19 protein-coding genes and 1 tRNA gene are annotated in these 15,815 nt (G+C 58.5%); 12 read left to right on the forward strand and 8 right to left on the reverse strand.

From position 1 onward, the window contains the following. Nucleotides 1-44 precede the first annotated feature (44 nt). From RSE16_02955 to RSE16_02970, 4 genes are all read left to right on the forward strand, one after another. Entirely contained in the window at nt 45-272 is a 228-nt protein-coding gene (locus RSE16_02955) for a hypothetical protein (GenBank protein ID WRH76444.1), read from the forward strand. Nucleotides 273-361: 89 nt separating this feature from the next. Further along, nucleotides 362-1,900 carry an IS21 family transposase gene (istA, locus tag RSE16_02960; GenBank protein ID WRH76445.1) on the forward strand — a complete coding sequence of 513 codons (1,539 nt, stop codon included), beginning with the start codon at nt 362-364 and terminating at the stop codon, nt 1,898-1,900. After that, nucleotides 1,890-2,669, forward strand: coding sequence for an IS21-like element helper ATPase IstB (istB, locus tag RSE16_02965; protein WRH76446.1), 780 nt, complete (start codon nt 1,890-1,892; stop codon nt 2,667-2,669). The genes istA and istB overlap by 11 nt, the downstream gene beginning before the upstream one ends. Nucleotides 2,670-2,893: 224 nt before the next feature. Continuing rightward, nucleotides 2,894-3,109: a helix-turn-helix transcriptional regulator gene (locus tag RSE16_02970; protein WRH76447.1), complete on the forward strand. Its 216-nt coding sequence runs from the start codon at nt 2,894-2,896 to the stop codon at nt 3,107-3,109. A gap of 314 nt (nt 3,110-3,423) precedes the next feature. Here the strand turns inward: RSE16_02970 and RSE16_02975 are convergent. After that, a tRNA-Leu gene (locus RSE16_02975) sits at nt 3,424-3,510 on the reverse strand. Nucleotides 3,511-3,724: 214 nt separating this feature from the next. Between RSE16_02975 and RSE16_02980 the strand changes: the two genes are divergently transcribed. Then, on the forward strand, nt 3,725-3,928 hold the full coding sequence (locus tag RSE16_02980; GenBank protein WRH76448.1) for a hypothetical protein: 204 nt from the start codon (nt 3,725-3,727) through the stop codon (nt 3,926-3,928). 13 nt (nt 3,929-3,941) lie between these two features. Here the strand turns inward: RSE16_02980 and RSE16_02985 are convergent, their stop codons facing one another. Next, nucleotides 3,942-4,760 carry a zinc-ribbon domain-containing protein gene (locus RSE16_02985; protein ID WRH76449.1) on the reverse strand — a complete coding sequence of 273 codons (819 nt, stop codon included), beginning with the start codon at nt 4,758-4,760 and terminating at the stop codon, nt 3,942-3,944. A 149-nt stretch (nt 4,761-4,909) separates the two neighbouring features. Between RSE16_02985 and ftsE the strand changes: the two genes are divergently transcribed. From ftsE to RSE16_03010, 5 genes are read left to right on the forward strand one after another with little or no spacing between them, the layout of a single operon-like run. After that, nucleotides 4,910-5,623, forward strand: coding sequence for a cell division ATP-binding protein FtsE (ftsE, locus tag RSE16_02990; GenBank protein ID WRH77285.1), 714 nt, complete (start codon nt 4,910-4,912; stop codon nt 5,621-5,623). Continuing rightward, complete coding sequence (locus RSE16_02995; protein WRH76450.1) at nt 5,623-6,540, forward strand: cell division protein; 918 nt, start codon at nt 5,623-5,625, stop codon at nt 6,538-6,540. Before ftsE ends, RSE16_02995 begins: the two co-directional genes overlap by 1 nt. Beyond that, complete coding sequence (locus tag RSE16_03000; protein ID WRH76451.1) at nt 6,537-7,067, forward strand: YdcF family protein; 531 nt, start codon at nt 6,537-6,539, stop codon at nt 7,065-7,067. Before RSE16_02995 ends, RSE16_03000 begins: the two co-directional genes overlap by 4 nt. A 7-nt stretch (nt 7,068-7,074) precedes the next feature. Next, entirely contained in the window at nt 7,075-7,761 is a 687-nt protein-coding gene (locus tag RSE16_03005; GenBank protein WRH76452.1) for a lysophospholipid acyltransferase family protein, read from the forward strand. Continuing rightward, nucleotides 7,733-8,548 (forward strand): alpha/beta hydrolase, encoded by an 816-nt coding sequence (locus RSE16_03010; protein WRH76453.1) that lies wholly within the window; start codon nt 7,733-7,735, stop codon nt 8,546-8,548. The genes RSE16_03005 and RSE16_03010 overlap by 29 nt, the downstream gene beginning before the upstream one ends. Here RSE16_03010 and RSE16_03015 read toward each other — a convergent pair. Next, on the reverse strand, nt 8,545-9,450 hold the full coding sequence (locus RSE16_03015) for a prephenate/arogenate dehydrogenase family protein (GenBank protein WRH76454.1): 906 nt from the start codon (nt 9,448-9,450) through the stop codon (nt 8,545-8,547). The genes RSE16_03010 and RSE16_03015 overlap by 4 nt on opposite strands. Beyond that, nucleotides 9,450-10,547, reverse strand: coding sequence for a histidinol-phosphate transaminase (gene hisC, locus RSE16_03020; protein WRH76455.1), 1,098 nt, complete (start codon nt 10,545-10,547; stop codon nt 9,450-9,452). Before hisC ends, RSE16_03015 begins: the two co-directional genes overlap by 1 nt. 67 nt (nt 10,548-10,614) lie before the next feature. On the opposite strand from hisC, the gene RSE16_03025 reads away from it, so the two are divergent. Both RSE16_03025 and metW read left to right on the forward strand, forming a co-directional pair. Beyond that, entirely contained in the window at nt 10,615-11,748 is a 1,134-nt protein-coding gene (locus tag RSE16_03025) for a homoserine O-acetyltransferase (GenBank protein ID WRH76456.1), read from the forward strand. Further along, nucleotides 11,748-12,335, forward strand: coding sequence for a methionine biosynthesis protein MetW (metW, locus tag RSE16_03030; GenBank protein WRH77286.1), 588 nt, complete (start codon nt 11,748-11,750; stop codon nt 12,333-12,335). Before RSE16_03025 ends, metW begins: the two co-directional genes overlap by 1 nt. Nucleotides 12,336-12,347: 12 nt before the next feature. On the opposite strand, the gene RSE16_03035 is transcribed toward metW, so the two are convergent. The 4 genes from RSE16_03035 to ispG are packed head-to-tail and all read right to left on the reverse strand — an operon-like array spanning nt 12,348 to nt 15,680. Next, complete coding sequence (locus RSE16_03035; protein ID WRH76457.1) at nt 12,348-13,124, reverse strand: SDR family oxidoreductase; 777 nt, start codon at nt 13,122-13,124, stop codon at nt 12,348-12,350. A gap of 23 nt (nt 13,125-13,147) precedes the next feature. Continuing rightward, nucleotides 13,148-13,630, reverse strand: a complete 483-nt coding sequence (locus RSE16_03040) for a GNAT family N-acetyltransferase (protein WRH76458.1) — start codon at nt 13,628-13,630, stop codon at nt 13,148-13,150. Beyond that, on the reverse strand, nt 13,627-14,520 hold the full coding sequence (locus RSE16_03045) for an EamA family transporter (protein WRH76459.1): 894 nt from the start codon (nt 14,518-14,520) through the stop codon (nt 13,627-13,629). Before RSE16_03045 ends, RSE16_03040 begins: the two co-directional genes overlap by 4 nt. Nucleotides 14,521-14,540: 20 nt before the next feature. Beyond that, a complete protein-coding gene (gene ispG, locus RSE16_03050; GenBank protein WRH76460.1) occupies nt 14,541-15,680 on the reverse strand; it encodes a flavodoxin-dependent (E)-4-hydroxy-3-methylbut-2-enyl-diphosphate synthase in 1,140 nt (379 codons plus the stop codon). Nucleotides 15,681-15,815: the final 135 nt, after the last annotated feature.

The following is a 15,815-nucleotide window of genomic DNA, read 5'->3' on the forward strand; positions in this document are numbered from 1 at the left end:
GGCCTCGCTAATGTAACTCGTGAGTTACGTTAAGAGGAGTCGATATGCGGACGGCATTTTTGGGGGGCAGTGCGATCGCACTTGCGTTGTCAGGCACTACGGCGATGGCACAACAGAGTGCGGACGTTGAAGGTCTCGACAATCAGGAAATCGTTGTGACCGCAACGAGGCGCGACCAAGGCCTTAACTCTGTGCCCGCTGCTGTTACGGCAATCACCAGTCAGCAAATAGAGGAAGCTACCGTTAGGGTGTTGATTGTCGTTGAGAAGTGACCCGTTAGGGGCATAAGTTTTCACTGAGATTTGACCCATGTTTGAACCACACCCTGACCGACCGGTTGGGGGGATGAGGAGTGATCAACATGGATTTATTGAGTGTGATACGTCGCTGGCGTTTTCGGCAAGGGATGCCGATCCGTGAGATTGTACGGCGGACAGGATTGTCGCGGAACACGATCCGCAAGTATTTACGTGCAGACACGTTAGAACCGGTATTCAGGGCCTCTGTTCGGCCGAGCAAGCTTGATCCGTTTGCAGAGAAGCTGTCGGGGTGGCTGCGGATTGAGGTTGGCAAGTCGCGAAAGCAGAAGCGCACAGCCAAGCAGATGCACGCTGATCTTGTGGTATTGGGCTATGACGGTTCCTACGAGCGGGTTGCAGCCTTTGTGCGCGCTTGGAAGGCTGAACGCCAACGCGAGCAGCAGACCAGCGGACGCGGCACTTTTGTGCCCTTGGTGTTTGCGGCGGGTGAAGCCTTCCAGTTCGACTGGAGCGAAGACTGGGCCATTATAGGTGGCAGGCAGACCAAGTTGCAGGTAGCGCATACCAAGCTATCATACAGCCGAGCGTTCATTGTTCGGGCATATCCACTTCAGACCCACGAGATGCTGTTCGACGCGCTTGCTGAGGCGTTCAGGGTGCTGGGCGGTGTTCCCCAGCGGGGTATTTTTGATAATATGAGGACGGCGGTCGATCGCATTGGCCGGGGCAAAGTCAGACAGGTCAATGCGCGCTTTGCCGCTATGGCGAGCCATTACCTGTTCGAAGCAGACTTCTGTAACCCGGCCTCGGGGTGGGAGAAAGGACAGGTCGAGAAGAACGTGCAGGATGCGCGGCGGCGGCTGTGGCAGCCCCTTAGTGCCTCTGGGCCCAGCTTCCCCGATATCGATGCCCTGAACGCTTGGCTGGAGGAACATTGCATTGCGCAATGGGGGCATATCAAGCACGGTAGCCTGCCTGGTACCGTGGCTGATGTGCATGCCGAGGAAGTCGCCAGCTTGATGCCGCAGGGCCGTATCTTCGACGGCTTTGTCGAACACAGCAAGCGGGTATCCCCGACCTGCCTCGTGAACTTTGACCGTAACCGTTATAGCGTGCCGGCATCGTTTGCGAACCAGCGGGTGAGCCTGCGGATATACCCGAACCGGGTCGTTGTTGTTGCCGAAGGGCAGATCGTGTGCGAGCATGTTCGGATTATTGAGCGCTCGCACCATATGCCCGGCCAAACGGTGTATGACTGGCGCCACTATCTGGCAGTAATCCAACGCAAGCCCGGTGCCTTGCGTAACGGGGCACCCTTCACCGAACTGCCGCAAGCGTTCCGGCAGTTGCAAGGGCTGATCCTCAAGCGGCCTGGCGGCGACAGGGAGATGGCCGAGATACTGGCGCTTGTGCTGCATCATGATGAGCAGGCAGTGCTATGCGCGGTCGAGCTTGCCCTTGATGCTGGGGTGGCGACCAAGACCCATGTTCTCAATATCCTGCATCGTTTGACCGATGGCAAAGCTATCCCGCCAACCCCTATAGATGCACCACAGGCTTTGCGCCTTGCGCGCGAGCCTCTAGCCAATGTCGGGCGCTACGATGCCCTCCGGAACAAGGAGGCGCGTCATGCGTCATGATCCCGCCAGCGCCGCGATCGTGGTCATGCTACGCGGCCTCAAGATGTACGGCATGGCTGGCGCCGTCAGCGACCTGATCGAACAGGGTGCCCCTGCGTTCGAAGCGGCTGTGCCGATCCTCTCGCAGCTGCTCAAGGCGGAGATGACCGAACGTGAGGTCAGATCCATCGCTTACCACATTAAGGCAGCCCGGTTCCCGGCCTACAAGGATCTGGCCGGGTTCGACTTTGCAGCCAGCGAGGTGAATGAAGCCCTCATCCGTCAACTCCATCGTGGAGATTTTATAGACGGTGCCGACAATATCGTACTGATCGGCGGTCCCGGGACAGGTAAAAGCCACATGGCTACAGCGCTTGGCGTGCAGGCTGTTGAGCATCACCGCAAAAAGGTCCGCTTCTTCTCCACGGTTGATCTGGTCAATGCGCTGGAACAGGAAAAGGCTATGAATAAAGCTGGCCAGGTTGCCGAGCGCCTGCTGCGCCTTGATCTCGTCATTCTCGACGAGTTAGGCTATCTGCCGTTCAGTCCATCAGGCGGCGCGCTGCTGTTCCATCTGCTCTCCAAGCTTTATGAGCAGACCAGCGTCATCATCACCACCAATCTATCGTTCAGCGAATGGGGCGGTGTGTTCGGTGATGCCAAGATGACGACCGCTTTGCTCGATCGACTTACGCACCACTGCCACATCCTTGAGACCGGGAATGACAGCTTCCGCTTCCGCGCCAGTGCCGCAGCGCCCAAAAACAGAAAGGAAAAACCAACCTCTTGACCCAAAACCCGCAACGCGGGATATACCAACCACCCGGGTCACTTCTCAGTGAAAATAACGGGTCACTTCTCAACGACAATCAACAATCTGATCAACATCACAACTGCCTCAAAAATACGTCACTTATAAGTGACATTCTGAATGCGAACCGGGCGGATGAAGTCAAGTTAAATGTCACTTATCGTCTGTAGATTGATCGTCGACATTCGGGCGACATCCATCGAGTGGATATTCGTCAAATTCTTGGGGCAAATCTCAAGCGTCTTCGAACAGCAAAAGGCTGGTCGCAGGAGCATTATGCCTTTGAAGCGGGTATCCACCGTACATATGTAAGCGACATTGAGCGCGGCGCGCGCAATCCTACGATCGAAATCCTTGCAAAGCTTGCAGCGCCTCTAGGTGTTGAGCCTGCAGAATTGATCCGTCGGAGCGAAGCCTGACAGGAAGACGGGCATTTGCCGGCATGTGGTTCCACAATTTAGTGGCGGCAAAAGGAGGCCATGCTGAGGACGCGGCAACTTCTGGCGGTTGCTATAGCAAGAACGAATCTCAAGCTCAAAACCGCCGACGCCATTGAGGTTAAAAAACGTCTCCAATGCCGTCACTGGAGACTGGCACCATTTTTGATGCGCCAAGGCGGCAAACTGACGCTGTCTCCAGCCCAACGCTCATTCACCAAAACCCGCAAGACTGCGCCCTTTTGGGCTCAGCCTGTCAGTAAAATGTATGGAGATCAGCCGCTCTTTGGACTGTTTGGTGCGGTCGAGAAGACTCGAACTTCCACGGCCTTTCGGCCACAACGACCTCAACGTTGCGCGTCTACCAGTTCCGCCACGACCGCACTGCCCTGACAGGTAGGCGAGCGCCACTAGCAAAAGGCTAAGAGGGGTGCAACCGCTATATCCGGGTAATTGCAGCAAAAGCCCTTGTCGCAATATGGGGCAGTTTCGGGGACGAGCGCGGGAAAATGCTTTTCTGCACCGGTTCGGGCGCAATTAACCCTCTTTGCGGCTTGCCGCCCAAGGTAAACGACGCGTTAACCTTGGGCCATGTTCATGCCGCTCATTCTGATCGCTGCTGCCGCGACAGCCGTCGCGGACGGCGCACCCGCCCGGGCGAGGGTGACGGCAAGCGCGAGCGTCACCATGATTGCCGCCGAATCGATTAATCTGTCACAATTACAGCGCGGGCAGGATCGCAACCGAACGGACCGGCGGGTGAGCCGGCATGCGGGCGGCCTTTTGATCGAATATTATTGATTGCCTGCGGGTGTCAGCTGCTGCCGAGAGCCCAGCTGACGCTGATTCGGGAGGCAGCGAGCGGCACATCACGGCGTAACTGGCTGAAATCGGTTTTTGCACCCGGTGCGAGCGTGCGCACCGGCGCCTTCATGGTCCAGCTATAGACCGAACGGCCGCTGTCATCCTTTAAAGTCACCAGCAATTCTGGGACATTCTGCGCCGTTGCAGTAGGGTTTACGATTGACCCGCTGGCGATGAAGAAAGGTGACCCGTCAGCATCGCGGCCCAATTCCAGATTGTCATGGAGAACGATGGTGAGATCGGGCTCCTCGGCGCTGGTCGCAAAGCTGTTATCGAGCCAGCCGAAATACCAAGTCGCCATTCCAATCGACACGGCAAGCAAGGCAAAGGCTGCCGCCGCCCATGTCATCATCTTTGCCGGATTGCGGCGCGGGCGGAATGGCGGTTCATGGGCAAACTGGCTGCGGTTTTCGGACACGCGCGGCGGCGGCGGGATTTCGCGCGCCAGTTCGGCAACAGGTGGATCGCCCTGACCAAATCGGGACGGCCGGTCGGCGTCGACAACGACACGCGGCGGCCCGTCAAATGCAGAAAAGCCGGGTGAGGGTTCGTCGGATATGCTTGCAAAATCTGGCACAGGCGCGGAATCCGGCTGAGCAACAGCTGGCGGTGCAACAATTGGCGGCGCGGGCGGTGCAGGCGGCGATGCCACACCATCCTGAAACCAGCTGTGCCGGCAATTGGCGCAACGCACCTGCCGCCCGCTTGTGCCGATGGCACTATCGGGAACGACATATTTTGTCCGGCATTCGGGGCAAACCAGCAACATGTAACAGCATAAACATCAGCGATTCGCGTGATGCAAGCGAATCGGACGAATTTGCTGTGGACGGTGGGTGCTTTATCGTCCGTTCGGGGCACATTATCGCCCAAACATCCCTTTGCGCCACCGCCGCTTATGTGCCATTCGATAGGATGATGCAAAGCGTAGCAGAATTTGACAATGTGGGTTTGCGATACGGTACCGATACCGAGACGCTGACCGATGTCAGCTTCAAGCTGTTTCCGGGCAGTTTCTATTTCCTAACCGGCGCATCGGGTGCCGGCAAAACGTCGCTGCTGAAACTCCTTTATCTCGCCCATCGCCCGAGCCGGGGTTCGATCCGCATGTTCGGCGAGGATCTGGTGCACATGCCGCGTACACGGTTGCCCGGCTTTCGCCGGCGCATCGGGGTGGTGTTTCAAGATTTCCGCCTAGTTCCGCATCTGAACACTTTTGACAATATCGCGCTGCCGCTGCGCATCGCGGGCATTTCGGAACGCGACCTCGACGGCCCGGTGCGTGAAATGCTGTCATGGATCGGGCTGAGCGAACGTGCAGAGGCACGCCCCGCGACACTTTCGGGCGGCGAACAGCAACGCGTGGCGATTGCGCGCGCGGTAATCGGCCGACCCGAAATCCTTGTCGCGGACGAACCCACAGGCAATGTCGATCCCGACATGGCCGTGCGGTTGCTGAAGCTGTTTTCGGCATTGAACCGGCTGGGCACGACCGTTGTGGTGGCAACGCACGACATCCATTTGCTGCAGGAAATCGAAGGTGCCCAGATGATGCGGCTCGACAAGGGGCGGCTTTCCGATCCGACCGGCGCGCTCCGCCATCCGCCGCAACCTTTGATATTGCGCAACTGATGGCATTGCAGCGCACCCCTTTTGCTATCGCAGCGCATGAGCGAAAGCTGATCCCCGACGGCCGTTTTTCAGGCGCCATGCCTTGGGTGATGGCGATCATGATTTTTCTGGCGCTGTTGTCGGCTGCTGCCGCTCTCACACTTTTTGACGCTGCCCGCCAAGGACGCAGCGAATTGACGCGGCAGGCAACGGTGCAGTTGCTGGAGGATGATCCGCAAATGCGTGCCGTCGAACAGCAAAGGCTCGCCAGCCGACTGCGCAACATGCCGGGGGTCACCAGCGTCCGCGCTGTTCCGGAATCCGAGGCGCGCGCCCTTTTGCAACCTTGGCTCGGCGACAGCGCCGAGGCGGCGGGCATTCCCGTGCCGGCACTGATCGATGTCGAATTTGCGCAAGCCCCATCAGCTGAACGTCTTTTGCAAATGCGCCGCGAACTTGCGCGGGGCAACGATGGCAACCGGTCCGACATCCGGATTGACGGCAATGCCCAATGGCTGGAACCATGGTTCCGGCTGATGCGCACATTGCTTGCCATGGCAGGCGGAATTGTGCTGCTGCTGTTATTGGCTACGGCCGCTACCGTGGCGCTTGCAGTGCGCGGTGCGCTCAATACGCATAAGGGCACAATCGAGATCATGCACATGATGGGTTCAACCGACCTGCAGGCCGCCCGCCTCTTCCAGCGGCGCGTTGCCCTTGATTCACTCTTTGGCGGCGCGATCGGCTTTGCTTCAGCCACGGGGCTGCTGCTGCTGCTCGGCAACCGTGTCCAGGCGCTTGACCCAGGGTTGCTGGCGGGCGCGGGAATGCCGATTTATGGCTGGCTACTCTTGCTGTTGATTCCGCTGGCAGTTACAGGCTTGTCGATAGCGATGGCGCGGTGGACAGTGCTGTCGACACTCAAGAACATGTTATGATTCGACGCACGATTGCCTTTGTTTTTCTGGTCTGGGTGCTGGGCTTTGCCTGGTTTGCCCTGTTCCTGCCGCAACCTGCGGACCTGACCCGGACCGACGCAGTGGTGGTCTTGACCGGAGGTGCACAGCGCATCGACCGCGGCCTTGAAATCCTCGAAGCGAAAAAGGCCCGGCGCCTGCTGATTTCGGGCGTGGATCTTGATGTGAAACCCGGCGAACTGGCGGTGGAGTATAAACGCCCCGTTGCGCTGTTCGATTGCTGCATTGATCTGGGCTTTCGCGCAGTCGACACCCGATCGAATGCGATTGAAACTGCGCGCTGGGTGAAACGGAACAAAATCCGCACGCTACGTCTTGTTACGCATGATTGGCATATGCGCCGTGCCAAGATGGAATTGGCGATCGCGCTTCCCGATTCGATCGATGTGATCGCCGACGCCGTGCCGACGCAGCCAAGCCTTTATGTTCTGTTTCGGGAGTATAACAAATATTGGCTGCGCGGAACCGCTGCACTGATCGGGGTTTAACCCTGCAATGTATCTGGTCCGCTCGCTTCTTTTTGCCATCATCTTCTACATCGGGTCTGTTCCCTATGTGCTAACGGCATTGATCGGGGCCTATGTGTCGCGACCATTGTTACGGGCGGGGGTGCATGGATGGAGCCGATACCATCTGTTCTGTGCCGGATGGTTGCTCGGCATCCGCCTGAAGCTGGATGGGGTGTTGCCGCAAGGTGCGGTACTTTTTGCGATCAAACATGAAGCGATGTTCGAAACGATCGACATGCCGCGCCTGTTCCGGCTGCCTGCCGTCATCACCAAACGCGAATTGTTCGACATTCCCGGCTGGGGCCCGGCCGCAAAAGCCTATGGGATGATTCCGGTAGATCGCGAAGCGGGTGCGGGCGCATTGCGCGCGATGCTGACATTGGCCCGCCAGATTACGGCCGACGGCCGACCAATCGTGATATTTCCGGAAGGCACCCGCGTGCCCCATGGCGAGCGCCCGCCACTGCAATCGGGCTTTGCCGGACTGTATAAATTGCTGGGATTACCGGTCGTACCAATAGCGGTCGACAGCGGAAAATTAACGCCCAAGGGCAAGCCCTGGTGGAAAAGCGGAACAATCACTTACAAGGTCGGTGAAACCATTCCGCCCGGCCTGCCCCGTGATGAGGTCGAGGCTCGGGTGCATGCGGCGATCAACGCACTCAATGGATGAGGGTGGACGGATCGTCTATTTCCACGGTACGCCGGGATCCCCGGACGAACTGCTCCTTTTCCCCGCATTGGGACTGACGGGTTGCAACCGACTATGGGTCCTGCCTCGCCATGATCACCATAACGGCCTTTCGTCAGATCAATATTTCGATGCACTGGCATCAGAAATTGCAGCGCATTTTCCAAATGGCCCAATCAGGCTTGTCGGGTTTTCCCTCGGTGCATTTATTGCCATGAACGTCGTTTCCCGCCTTGATAATCGGATAATATCGCTAGACTTGATTTCTCCGGCAGGGCCCTTGGAACTCGGCGATTTTCTGGGTCAAATGGCTGGTGGGCCCGTTTTTCGAATGGCGCGCTATAGCCGCCTTCTGTTTTCGATAATGGTGCACCTGCAGTCATGTCTGGCGCGCATTGCACCCGGATCATTGTTCCATATGCTGTTTGCCGATGCTGCAGGGCATGATCGTGCCTTGGCCTCTCAACCGACGTTCAAGTCGGCAATGGCCCAGATGCTGCAGCAGTCTATAGGCCGCAATCCGGAAGCTTATCGACGGGAGGTCACCTCATATGTCGAGGATTGGGCCAGCATTTTACCGCTTATCTCACCGCCGGTCACGCTCTGGTATGGTGATGACGATAATTGGACCCCGCCATCGATGGTCGAGGCTTTAGGCAAGGCGCTACCCAATGTCGTCGCGCAGCATCGCCTTGCTGGCCATTCGCACTATTCGACCCTCGGATATTTTTTGGATAGGGGTTTGAATAGCGCTTCCAACGGGAGTTAATGCTTGCGCCCGAAATCGGGTGCATCATCATCCTGCCCCTGTTCGACAATCGAACGGCGGATCGTGCGGGTACGGCTGAAAAGCGCTTCCAGTTCTTCACCCTTGTCATAGCGGATGGCGCGCTGCAGCGCGGTCAGATCTTCTGAAAAGCGCTGAAGCATTTCAAGCACGGCTTCCTTGTTGTTGAGGAAGACATCGCGCCACATCACCGGATCGGAAGCAGCGATGCGCGTGAAATCACGGAAACCGCCGGCCGAATATTTGATCACTTCGCTTTGCGTCACCTCGCCCAGATCGTCGGCCGTGCCGACAATGGTATAGGCAATAAGGTGCGGTAAATGGCTGGTAATCGCCAGGACAAGATCATGGTGCCGCGCCTCCATGATTTCGACATCGGATCCCAGCCGCTGCCAAAATGCACGCAATGCCTCGACCGCTGCTTCGGGGGCGTTGGCTGGGGGAGTAAGGATACACCAACGGCCCTGAAACAGGGTTGCAAAGCCAGCATCGGGTCCGCTTTTTTCGGTACCGGCGACGGGGTGTGCGGGAATGATTGTCGCGCCGGGAAGCACGGCTGCCAATGCGTCTGCAACACTTTGCTTACAGCTGCCGACATCGCTGACGATAGCATCCGCCGGAAGGTCCTCGGCAATTTCTGCCGCAACAACACCCATTGCACCAACGGGAACGCACAGCACAACCAGCCCGGCATCGATCACCGCCGCGCCCGCCGTATCGGTCACATCGTCACAGAAACCGAGTGCGCACGCCCGTTCGCGCACCTGCGGATCGGCATCATGGCCTGTAACGCTCACATCGGGCATCGCGGCCTTCACAGCGCGCGCAACTGAGGAGCCAATCAGCCCCAGCCCGATGATCGTGACGCGTGCAAAGGGCAGCATCAGCTGTGCCGTTCCAATATATTGCGCAATGCCGCCATCAACCCGCGATTTTCCTCTTCACTGCCAATGGTGATACGCAGCCCGGTTGCCAGCCCCTGCCCCGGCAGCCAGCGGACGATATAGCCTTCGTCCATCAGCGCCTTGTACGCCGTCTCTGCGCTGACCGCGCCTTCGAACATCACCATCAGGAAGTTGGCGCGGCTGGGAATGACCTTGAGGCCGTGATTTGAAAGCGCGGCGATTTCGGCCGCCATCCAGTCGCGCCATTCGCTGTTATGTTTGCGGCTATGGGCCAAAAAGTCACTATCGGAGAGTGCGGCAATTGCGGCGGCCTGCCCGGCGCTGGTGACGTTGAACGGCGCGCGAATGCGGTTCAATGTCTCGATCAGCCCCGGCTGGCCGTAGGCCCAGCCAATGCGTTCGGCGGCAAGACCATAGATTTTGGAAAAGGTGCGTGTGACCAGCACATTTGCATGTTTGCGCGCAAGATCGAACGCAGCGGGACCATCTTCTTCCAGATATTCGCCATAGGCCTGGTCGAGCACTAATACGCAGTCGGCCGGAAGTCCTGCATGCAGCCGCATGATTTCGCCATCGTCGGTCCAGGTGCCGGTCGGATTGTTCGGATTGGCAACAAAGACCACGCGTGTCTTGTCTGTCACCAGTGCTAACAACGCATCGACATCAGTGCCATAATGTTTGTCAGGCGCAACCACCACGGTGGCGGCGCATTTACGTGCGGCGATATCATAGACAGAAAAACCGTAACGCACGTAGATGATCTCGTCCCCCGCGCCGGCATAGCCAGCAGCGATCAGGTTCAAAAGTTCGTCCGATCCGGTACCGCAGACGATTCTGTCGGCTTCAAGATCATAGGCCTTGCCCAGCGCCTCGCGCAGCGCAGTCGATGCGGGGTCGGGATAGCGCGCCAAAGTTGCACGTGCGTCTGCCATGGCCGCCGTGGCATCAGGGCTGCATCCCAAAGGGTTTTCATTGGCAGAAAGCTTGATCAGAATGCGGCCATCATCGCTCTTCGCCTTGCCCGGCGTATAGGCATGAATGGCGTTGATCCAGGGCTTGGCTACAGGCTGTGTCATGCGCCGCGCCATAGCCTTGCCCAGCGGCCCGTGCAACCAAGCTATTGTTTTAGCCGCCTTGCCTGATATGGCGCTTTCTATGGGTGAAGATGGGCGTTTCGGCCTCGACAGGCGCACAAAGCTGCTGGGGCCGGTTAGGCTGGATAGCGGCGCTGCCTTTGCACCTGTTGAATTCGCCTATGAAACCTATGGCACCCTCAACGCCGACAAATCGAATGCAATCCTTATCTGCCATGCGCTGACCGGGGATCAATATGTCGCATCTACCCATCCGGTAACGGGAAAGCCCGGCTGGTGGACGCGGTTGGTCGGCGAAGGAAAGCCCGTCGATCCGGCGCGCCATTGCGTCATCTGCATCAATGTTCTGGGTAGCTGCATGGGCAGTTCAGGGCCGGCCAGCTTCGACCCGGGCACTGGTGAGCCCTATGGCATGGAATTCCCCGTGATCACGATTGCCGACATGGTGCGCGCGCAAGCGATATTACTCGACCATCTGGGTATCGAAAGGCTCGCCTGCGTGATCGGCGGATCGATGGGCGGGATGCAGGCGCTGACATGGGCGTCGCTATTCCCCGACCGCGTGCAATCGGCGGTCGTCATTGCCTCGACCGCACGACACAGCGCGCAAAATATCGCCTTTCATGAAGTCGGCAGGCAAGCGATCATGGCCGATCCGAATTGGCAGGGTGGCAATTATTATACGTCTGTCGACCAACCCGACGCCGGCCTCGCGGTCGCACGCATGGCGGCGCACATCACCTATCTGTCTGAAGCCGGGCTGACCGAGAAATTCGGGCGGCAGCTACAGGACCGCGAAACCAAGACCTTTGGTTTTGATGCCGATTTCCAGGTCGAAAGCTATCTGCGTCACCAGGGATTAAGCTTTGTCGAGCGCTTCGACGCCAACTCCTATCTCTACATCACCCGGGCAATGGATTATTATGACCTCGCCGAAGAGCATGGCGGCGTGCTGGCCAAGGCCTTTACCGGCAGCAAAACCCGTTTCTGCCTCGTCAGTTTCGACAGCGACTGGCTTTATCCGACCATCGAATCCAAGCGCATCGTTCGGGCCCTGAATGCCGCAGGTGCAGCGGCCAGCTTTGTCGAATTGTCATCGCCCTTTGGCCATGATGCCTTCCTTCTGGACGCGCCCGAAATGAACCGGATCATCGACGGGTTCCTGAAAGCGGGTGGGCTATGATGCCGCTACGCCCCGATCTTGCGATTATCGCCGAGACGATTCCTGCCGGGACGCGCGTGCTGGATGTCGGGTGCGGCGATGGCGCGCTGATGGCGGCGCTACGCGACGCCAAGGGAATTGATGCACGCGGGATGGAAATTGATCCGATCAATGTCGCCAATGCCGTAACGCGCGGCCTTGCCGTGGTGCAGGGCGATGCCGATACCGACCTTGCCGACTATCCCGACAATGCATTCGATTATGCCATACTCAGCCAGACGCTGCAGACCACGCGCCGGCCTGACTTGGTGTTGGACCAGTTGCTGCGTATTGGCGGCCTCGCCTTTGTGTCCTTCCCCAATTTCGCCCAGTGGAAGATCCGTTTTGCCCATATGTTCGGCGGGCGGATGCCGGTGACCAAGCAATTGCCCCACCGTTGGTATGATTCGCCCAACATCCACCATGTGACGGTCGACGATTTCAAAAGCCTTGTCGCTGATCGCGGCTATCACATCGAAGGCGAATGGTATCTTACCGGCGAAAAAAGGCGCGGCGCGGGGCTTGCCAACCTGCTCGCCGAACATGCGGTTTTTCTGCTGAAACGCTGAGCCGCCGAAGCGTCAGCCCAATGTCGCCATGCCGCCCGCATCAATGTTGAGTTTCTGCCCCGAGCAATAGCTGTTGGCATTGGACACAAACCAGACGACCGCTGCGGCGACATCGTCTGGCGTCGGCACCCGGCCGAAGGGGAATTTCGCGTCAAGCTCATGAATGTCCGAAACCCCGGCGACCGCGCGCGCCAGCCTTTCGCCCATATCCGATACGGTCAGCGCAGGGGCGACGATGTTGACGCGGATGCCATTGGCTTGCTCTTCCTTGGCAAGCGTGAGAGCGAGCGCCTCGCTTGCTGCCTTGCCCATATTATAGGGCGCGCCATTGCGAGAATGCGACAGGGTCGCGACGCTGGAAATCATGATGATGTCGCCGCGCGGCGCAGCGCGCAAATGCGGGATCGCCAGTTTTGAAAGATAATGCGGAGCAAAGGCGTGAACCCGCATAACCCGTTCAAACTCGGCCGGATCGGTATCGGCAACGATGCGTCCCTTGCTGGCAATGCCGGCATTGTTGATCAGAATTGACAACTCACCAAAATCAGCAGCAACCGCAGAAACCATCGCTTCGCAGGCGGCATAATCGTCGACCGATGCCTGATAGGCCTTGGCCCGCCTCCCCAATGCCTCGATCGCCGCCACGGTTTCAGCGGCCGCATCGGCATCGCGGGTATAGTTCACCGCGACATCTGCACCAGCGCGCGCCAGCGCGATCGCAATGCCACGCCCGATTCCGCGCGATGCGCCTGTGACCAGCGCGGTACGGCCGCTCAGCGATATCTCCATTTCCCTCTCCCCCGAAAAAATCGTCAGCCCAGCGCTGCCAGTTTGGCCAATGCGGTACCATCGACACGATAGATCGTCCATTCGTCCATCGGCTTTGCGCCCAATGCCTTATAGAATTGGATCGCAGGTTCATTCCAGTCGAGCACCGACCATTCAAGCCGTGCACAATCGCGCTCTACCGCAATCGCCGCCAGCTTTTTCAGCAATGCTTTGCCGAGGCCGGCCCCACGCGCCTCCGGACGGACGAACAGATCCTCCAAATAGACGCCGGGCTTACCTTCAAAGGTCGAAAAATTATGGAAGAACAGCGCAAAGCCTTGCGGCGAGCCGTCAATCTCTCCAATCAACACCTCGGCGTAGGGACGCGTTCCGAACAGTTTGGCTTCCAGCACCGCCTCGTCAAAGCGCACTTCATGCGCAAGCCGCTCATATTCGGCGAGATCGCGAATAAACTGCGCGATCAGCGGAATATCCGTCGCGCTGGCAGGCCGTATCGAAAGCGTCATTTTCCCAATCCCTGTTTAATCCGCGGCCATAGCATGCCGACTGACAAGCCTGCCATGACCAATGCAAACGCAATCAGTTTCCATGATTGCAAGGGCTCGCCAAGCACCAAGGCTGACGCGCCCATGCCAAACACCGGTACCATCAACGCCATCGGCGCAACGACTGCTGCCGGGTGCCGGTTGAGCAGCCAGCCCCACGCAGCATAGCCGAACATGGTGTTGCCCACCGATTGCCACAGTACCGCCGCCCATGTTGCGCCGTCCGCAGCTTCGATGCCGGCGATCATGCGATCCGGCCCTTCGAGCATCAGCGCGAATAGCAAAAGCGGTGGCACAGCAAAAATGCTCGACCAGACGACATAGGATAGCATGTTCTGCGGTGCGGCCTGCCGAGCGACCATGTTGCCGCTCGACCAACTAAAGGCTGCAAGCAGCACCAAACCAAGGCCCAGCGGCGTGGCACTGCCATCGGTGTGAAAGGCAATGACGGCAAGGCCGCTACTCGCAAGCAGAAGCGCGACCAGCTGGTAGAGGCCGACTTTCTCCCCCGATAAGCGCATCGAGAGAAAAATCGTGAAAAACACCTGTGTTTGCACGACCAGCGAAGCAAGCCCGGGGGTAATGTCTGCCCGCATCGCCGTGAACAATATGCCGAACTGCCCTGCCCCAATCAGCACCCCATAAGCAGCAAGGCTTCCCCAACCAACCTTTGGTCGGGGAAGAAAAAAAGCGAGCGGGAAGAAAGCGAGGGTGAATCGGAGCAAAGCCAATGTCAGTGGCGACAGATGTTCAAGCGCAAATTTGATAACAACAAAATTCGTTCCCCATACCGCCATAATCGCAATTGCGAGCAGCAGATGGGCGGGCGGAAGCCCGTGGCGCGTTGGCATTAACTCGACCCTGGCCGCGCTCAGGCGGCCTTGCCGTGCAGCGTATCCATGCTGACGCTGGTTCCGGCATCGATCTCGGCGGCCTTCGCCTCGACCAGCTTGACGATATGACCAATCATGTCGGCATCTTCGACATGATGATCGGTCACGCCCGAAAGATAGACCATATGCTTGCCATTACCGCCGCCGGTGATGCCGATATCGGTCTCGCGCGCTTCGCCGGGGCCGTTGACAACACAGCCGAGAACCGAGAGCGACATGGGTGTTTTGATGTGCTGCAGCGCATCTTCGAGTTTCTGCACGGTGCGGATCACGTCAAAACCCTGCCGCGCGCATGATGGGCAAGATACCACGCGGACGCCGCGGGTGCGCAGACCCAGCGTTTTCAATATTTCATAGCCGACGCGCACTTCCTCTTCAGGTTCTGCCGAGAGTGAAACGCGAATGGTATCGCCAATACCTGCCCAGAGGAGGTTACCGATACCGAGCGCGGATTTCACCGTGCCGCCAATCAGGCCACCCGCCTCGGTAATGCCCAGGTGGAGTGGGCAATCGACTGCCTCGGCAAGGCCCATATAGGCGGCAACCGCAAGGAACACGTCGGACGCCTTCACTGCGACCTTATATTCGTGGAAATCACGATCCTGCAGCAGCTTGATATGATCAAGCGCGCTTTCGATCAGCGCCTCCGGGCAAGGCTCGCCATATTTTTCGAGCAGGTCTTTTTCGAGGGAGCCGGCATTGACGCCGATGCGGATCGCGCAGCCATTGGCCTTGGCCGCATTGACCACTTCGTTCACCCGCTCTGCGCTACCGATATTGCCTGGGTTGATGCGCAAGCAAGCTGCGCCCGCATCTGCCGCCTCAAGCGCGCGCTTATAATGGAAGTGGATATCAGCAACCACCGGCACGCGCGCCGCGCGCACAATCTGTTTCAGCGCCGCGGTTGATTCAACATCGGGGCAGGAAACGCGGATGATATCGACCCCTGCATCCTCGCAACGGCGGATCTGGTCAATCGTAGCCTTGGCGTCAGAGGTGAGCGTGTTGGTCATGGTCTGCACCGAAATCGGGGCATTGCCGCCGACGGGCACATTACCGACCATGATCTGACGGGATTGGCGACGCGCGATATCGCGCCAAGGGCGTATAGAAGACATGGGCAGCGATATAGGCGAGGATCAGCCCTGCGGCAACGGCGGTTGCGCATCAGGTAGAAGCGCTTTGGGATCGCCGGTAATTCCCGCACGCGGGGAGGATGGTCAATATCCCCCATTGCACCAATTGAAAGCCGC

It is taken from the genome of Sphingobium sp., assembly GCA_035196065.1.
Classification (GTDB): Bacteria; Pseudomonadota; Alphaproteobacteria; order Sphingomonadales; family Sphingomonadaceae; genus Sphingorhabdus_B; species Sphingorhabdus_B rara.

What these genes read in the sequence shown, in the direction of transcription:
- RSE16_03025 (WRH76456.1), top strand. Translation starts at nt 10,615, where the DNA reads ATGGCGCTTTCTATGGGTGAAGATGGGCGTTTCGGCCTCGACAGGCGC.
- RSE16_03000 (WRH76451.1), top strand. Translation starts at nt 6,537, where the DNA reads ATGATTCGACGCACGATTGCCTTTGTTTTTCTGGTCTGGGTGCTGGGC.
- RSE16_03040 (WRH76458.1), bottom strand. Translation starts at nt 13,630, where the DNA reads ATGACGCTTTCGATACGGCCTGCCAGCGCGACGGATATTCCGCTGATC.
- RSE16_03045 (WRH76459.1), bottom strand. Translation starts at nt 14,520, where the DNA reads ATGCCAACGCGCCACGGGCTTCCGCCCGCCCATCTGCTGCTCGCAATT.
- istA (WRH76445.1), top strand. Translation starts at nt 362, where the DNA reads ATGGATTTATTGAGTGTGATACGTCGCTGGCGTTTTCGGCAAGGGATG.
- RSE16_02980 (WRH76448.1), top strand. Translation starts at nt 3,725, where the DNA reads ATGCCGCTCATTCTGATCGCTGCTGCCGCGACAGCCGTCGCGGACGGC.
- RSE16_03005 (WRH76452.1), top strand. Translation starts at nt 7,075, where the DNA reads ATGTATCTGGTCCGCTCGCTTCTTTTTGCCATCATCTTCTACATCGGG.
- RSE16_03010 (WRH76453.1), top strand. Translation starts at nt 7,733, where the DNA reads ATGCGGCGATCAACGCACTCAATGGATGAGGGTGGACGGATCGTCTAT.
- RSE16_02955 (WRH76444.1), top strand. Translation starts at nt 45, where the DNA reads ATGCGGACGGCATTTTTGGGGGGCAGTGCGATCGCACTTGCGTTGTCA.
- RSE16_03035 (WRH76457.1), bottom strand. Translation starts at nt 13,124, where the DNA reads ATGGAGATATCGCTGAGCGGCCGTACCGCGCTGGTCACAGGCGCATCG.
- istB (WRH76446.1), top strand. Translation starts at nt 1,890, where the DNA reads ATGCGTCATGATCCCGCCAGCGCCGCGATCGTGGTCATGCTACGCGGC.
- hisC (WRH76455.1), bottom strand. Translation starts at nt 10,547, where the DNA reads ATGACACAGCCTGTAGCCAAGCCCTGGATCAACGCCATTCATGCCTAT.
- RSE16_03015 (WRH76454.1), bottom strand. Translation starts at nt 9,450, where the DNA reads ATGCTGCCCTTTGCACGCGTCACGATCATCGGGCTGGGGCTGATTGGC.
- ftsE (WRH77285.1), top strand. Translation starts at nt 4,910, where the DNA reads ATGCAAAGCGTAGCAGAATTTGACAATGTGGGTTTGCGATACGGTACC.
- metW (WRH77286.1), top strand. Translation starts at nt 11,748, where the DNA reads ATGCCGCTACGCCCCGATCTTGCGATTATCGCCGAGACGATTCCTGCC.
- ispG (WRH76460.1), bottom strand. Translation starts at nt 15,680, where the DNA reads ATGTCTTCTATACGCCCTTGGCGCGATATCGCGCGTCGCCAATCCCGT.
- RSE16_02985 (WRH76449.1), bottom strand. Translation starts at nt 4,760, where the DNA reads ATGTTGCTGGTTTGCCCCGAATGCCGGACAAAATATGTCGTTCCCGAT.
- RSE16_02995 (WRH76450.1), top strand. Translation starts at nt 5,623, where the DNA reads ATGGCATTGCAGCGCACCCCTTTTGCTATCGCAGCGCATGAGCGAAAG.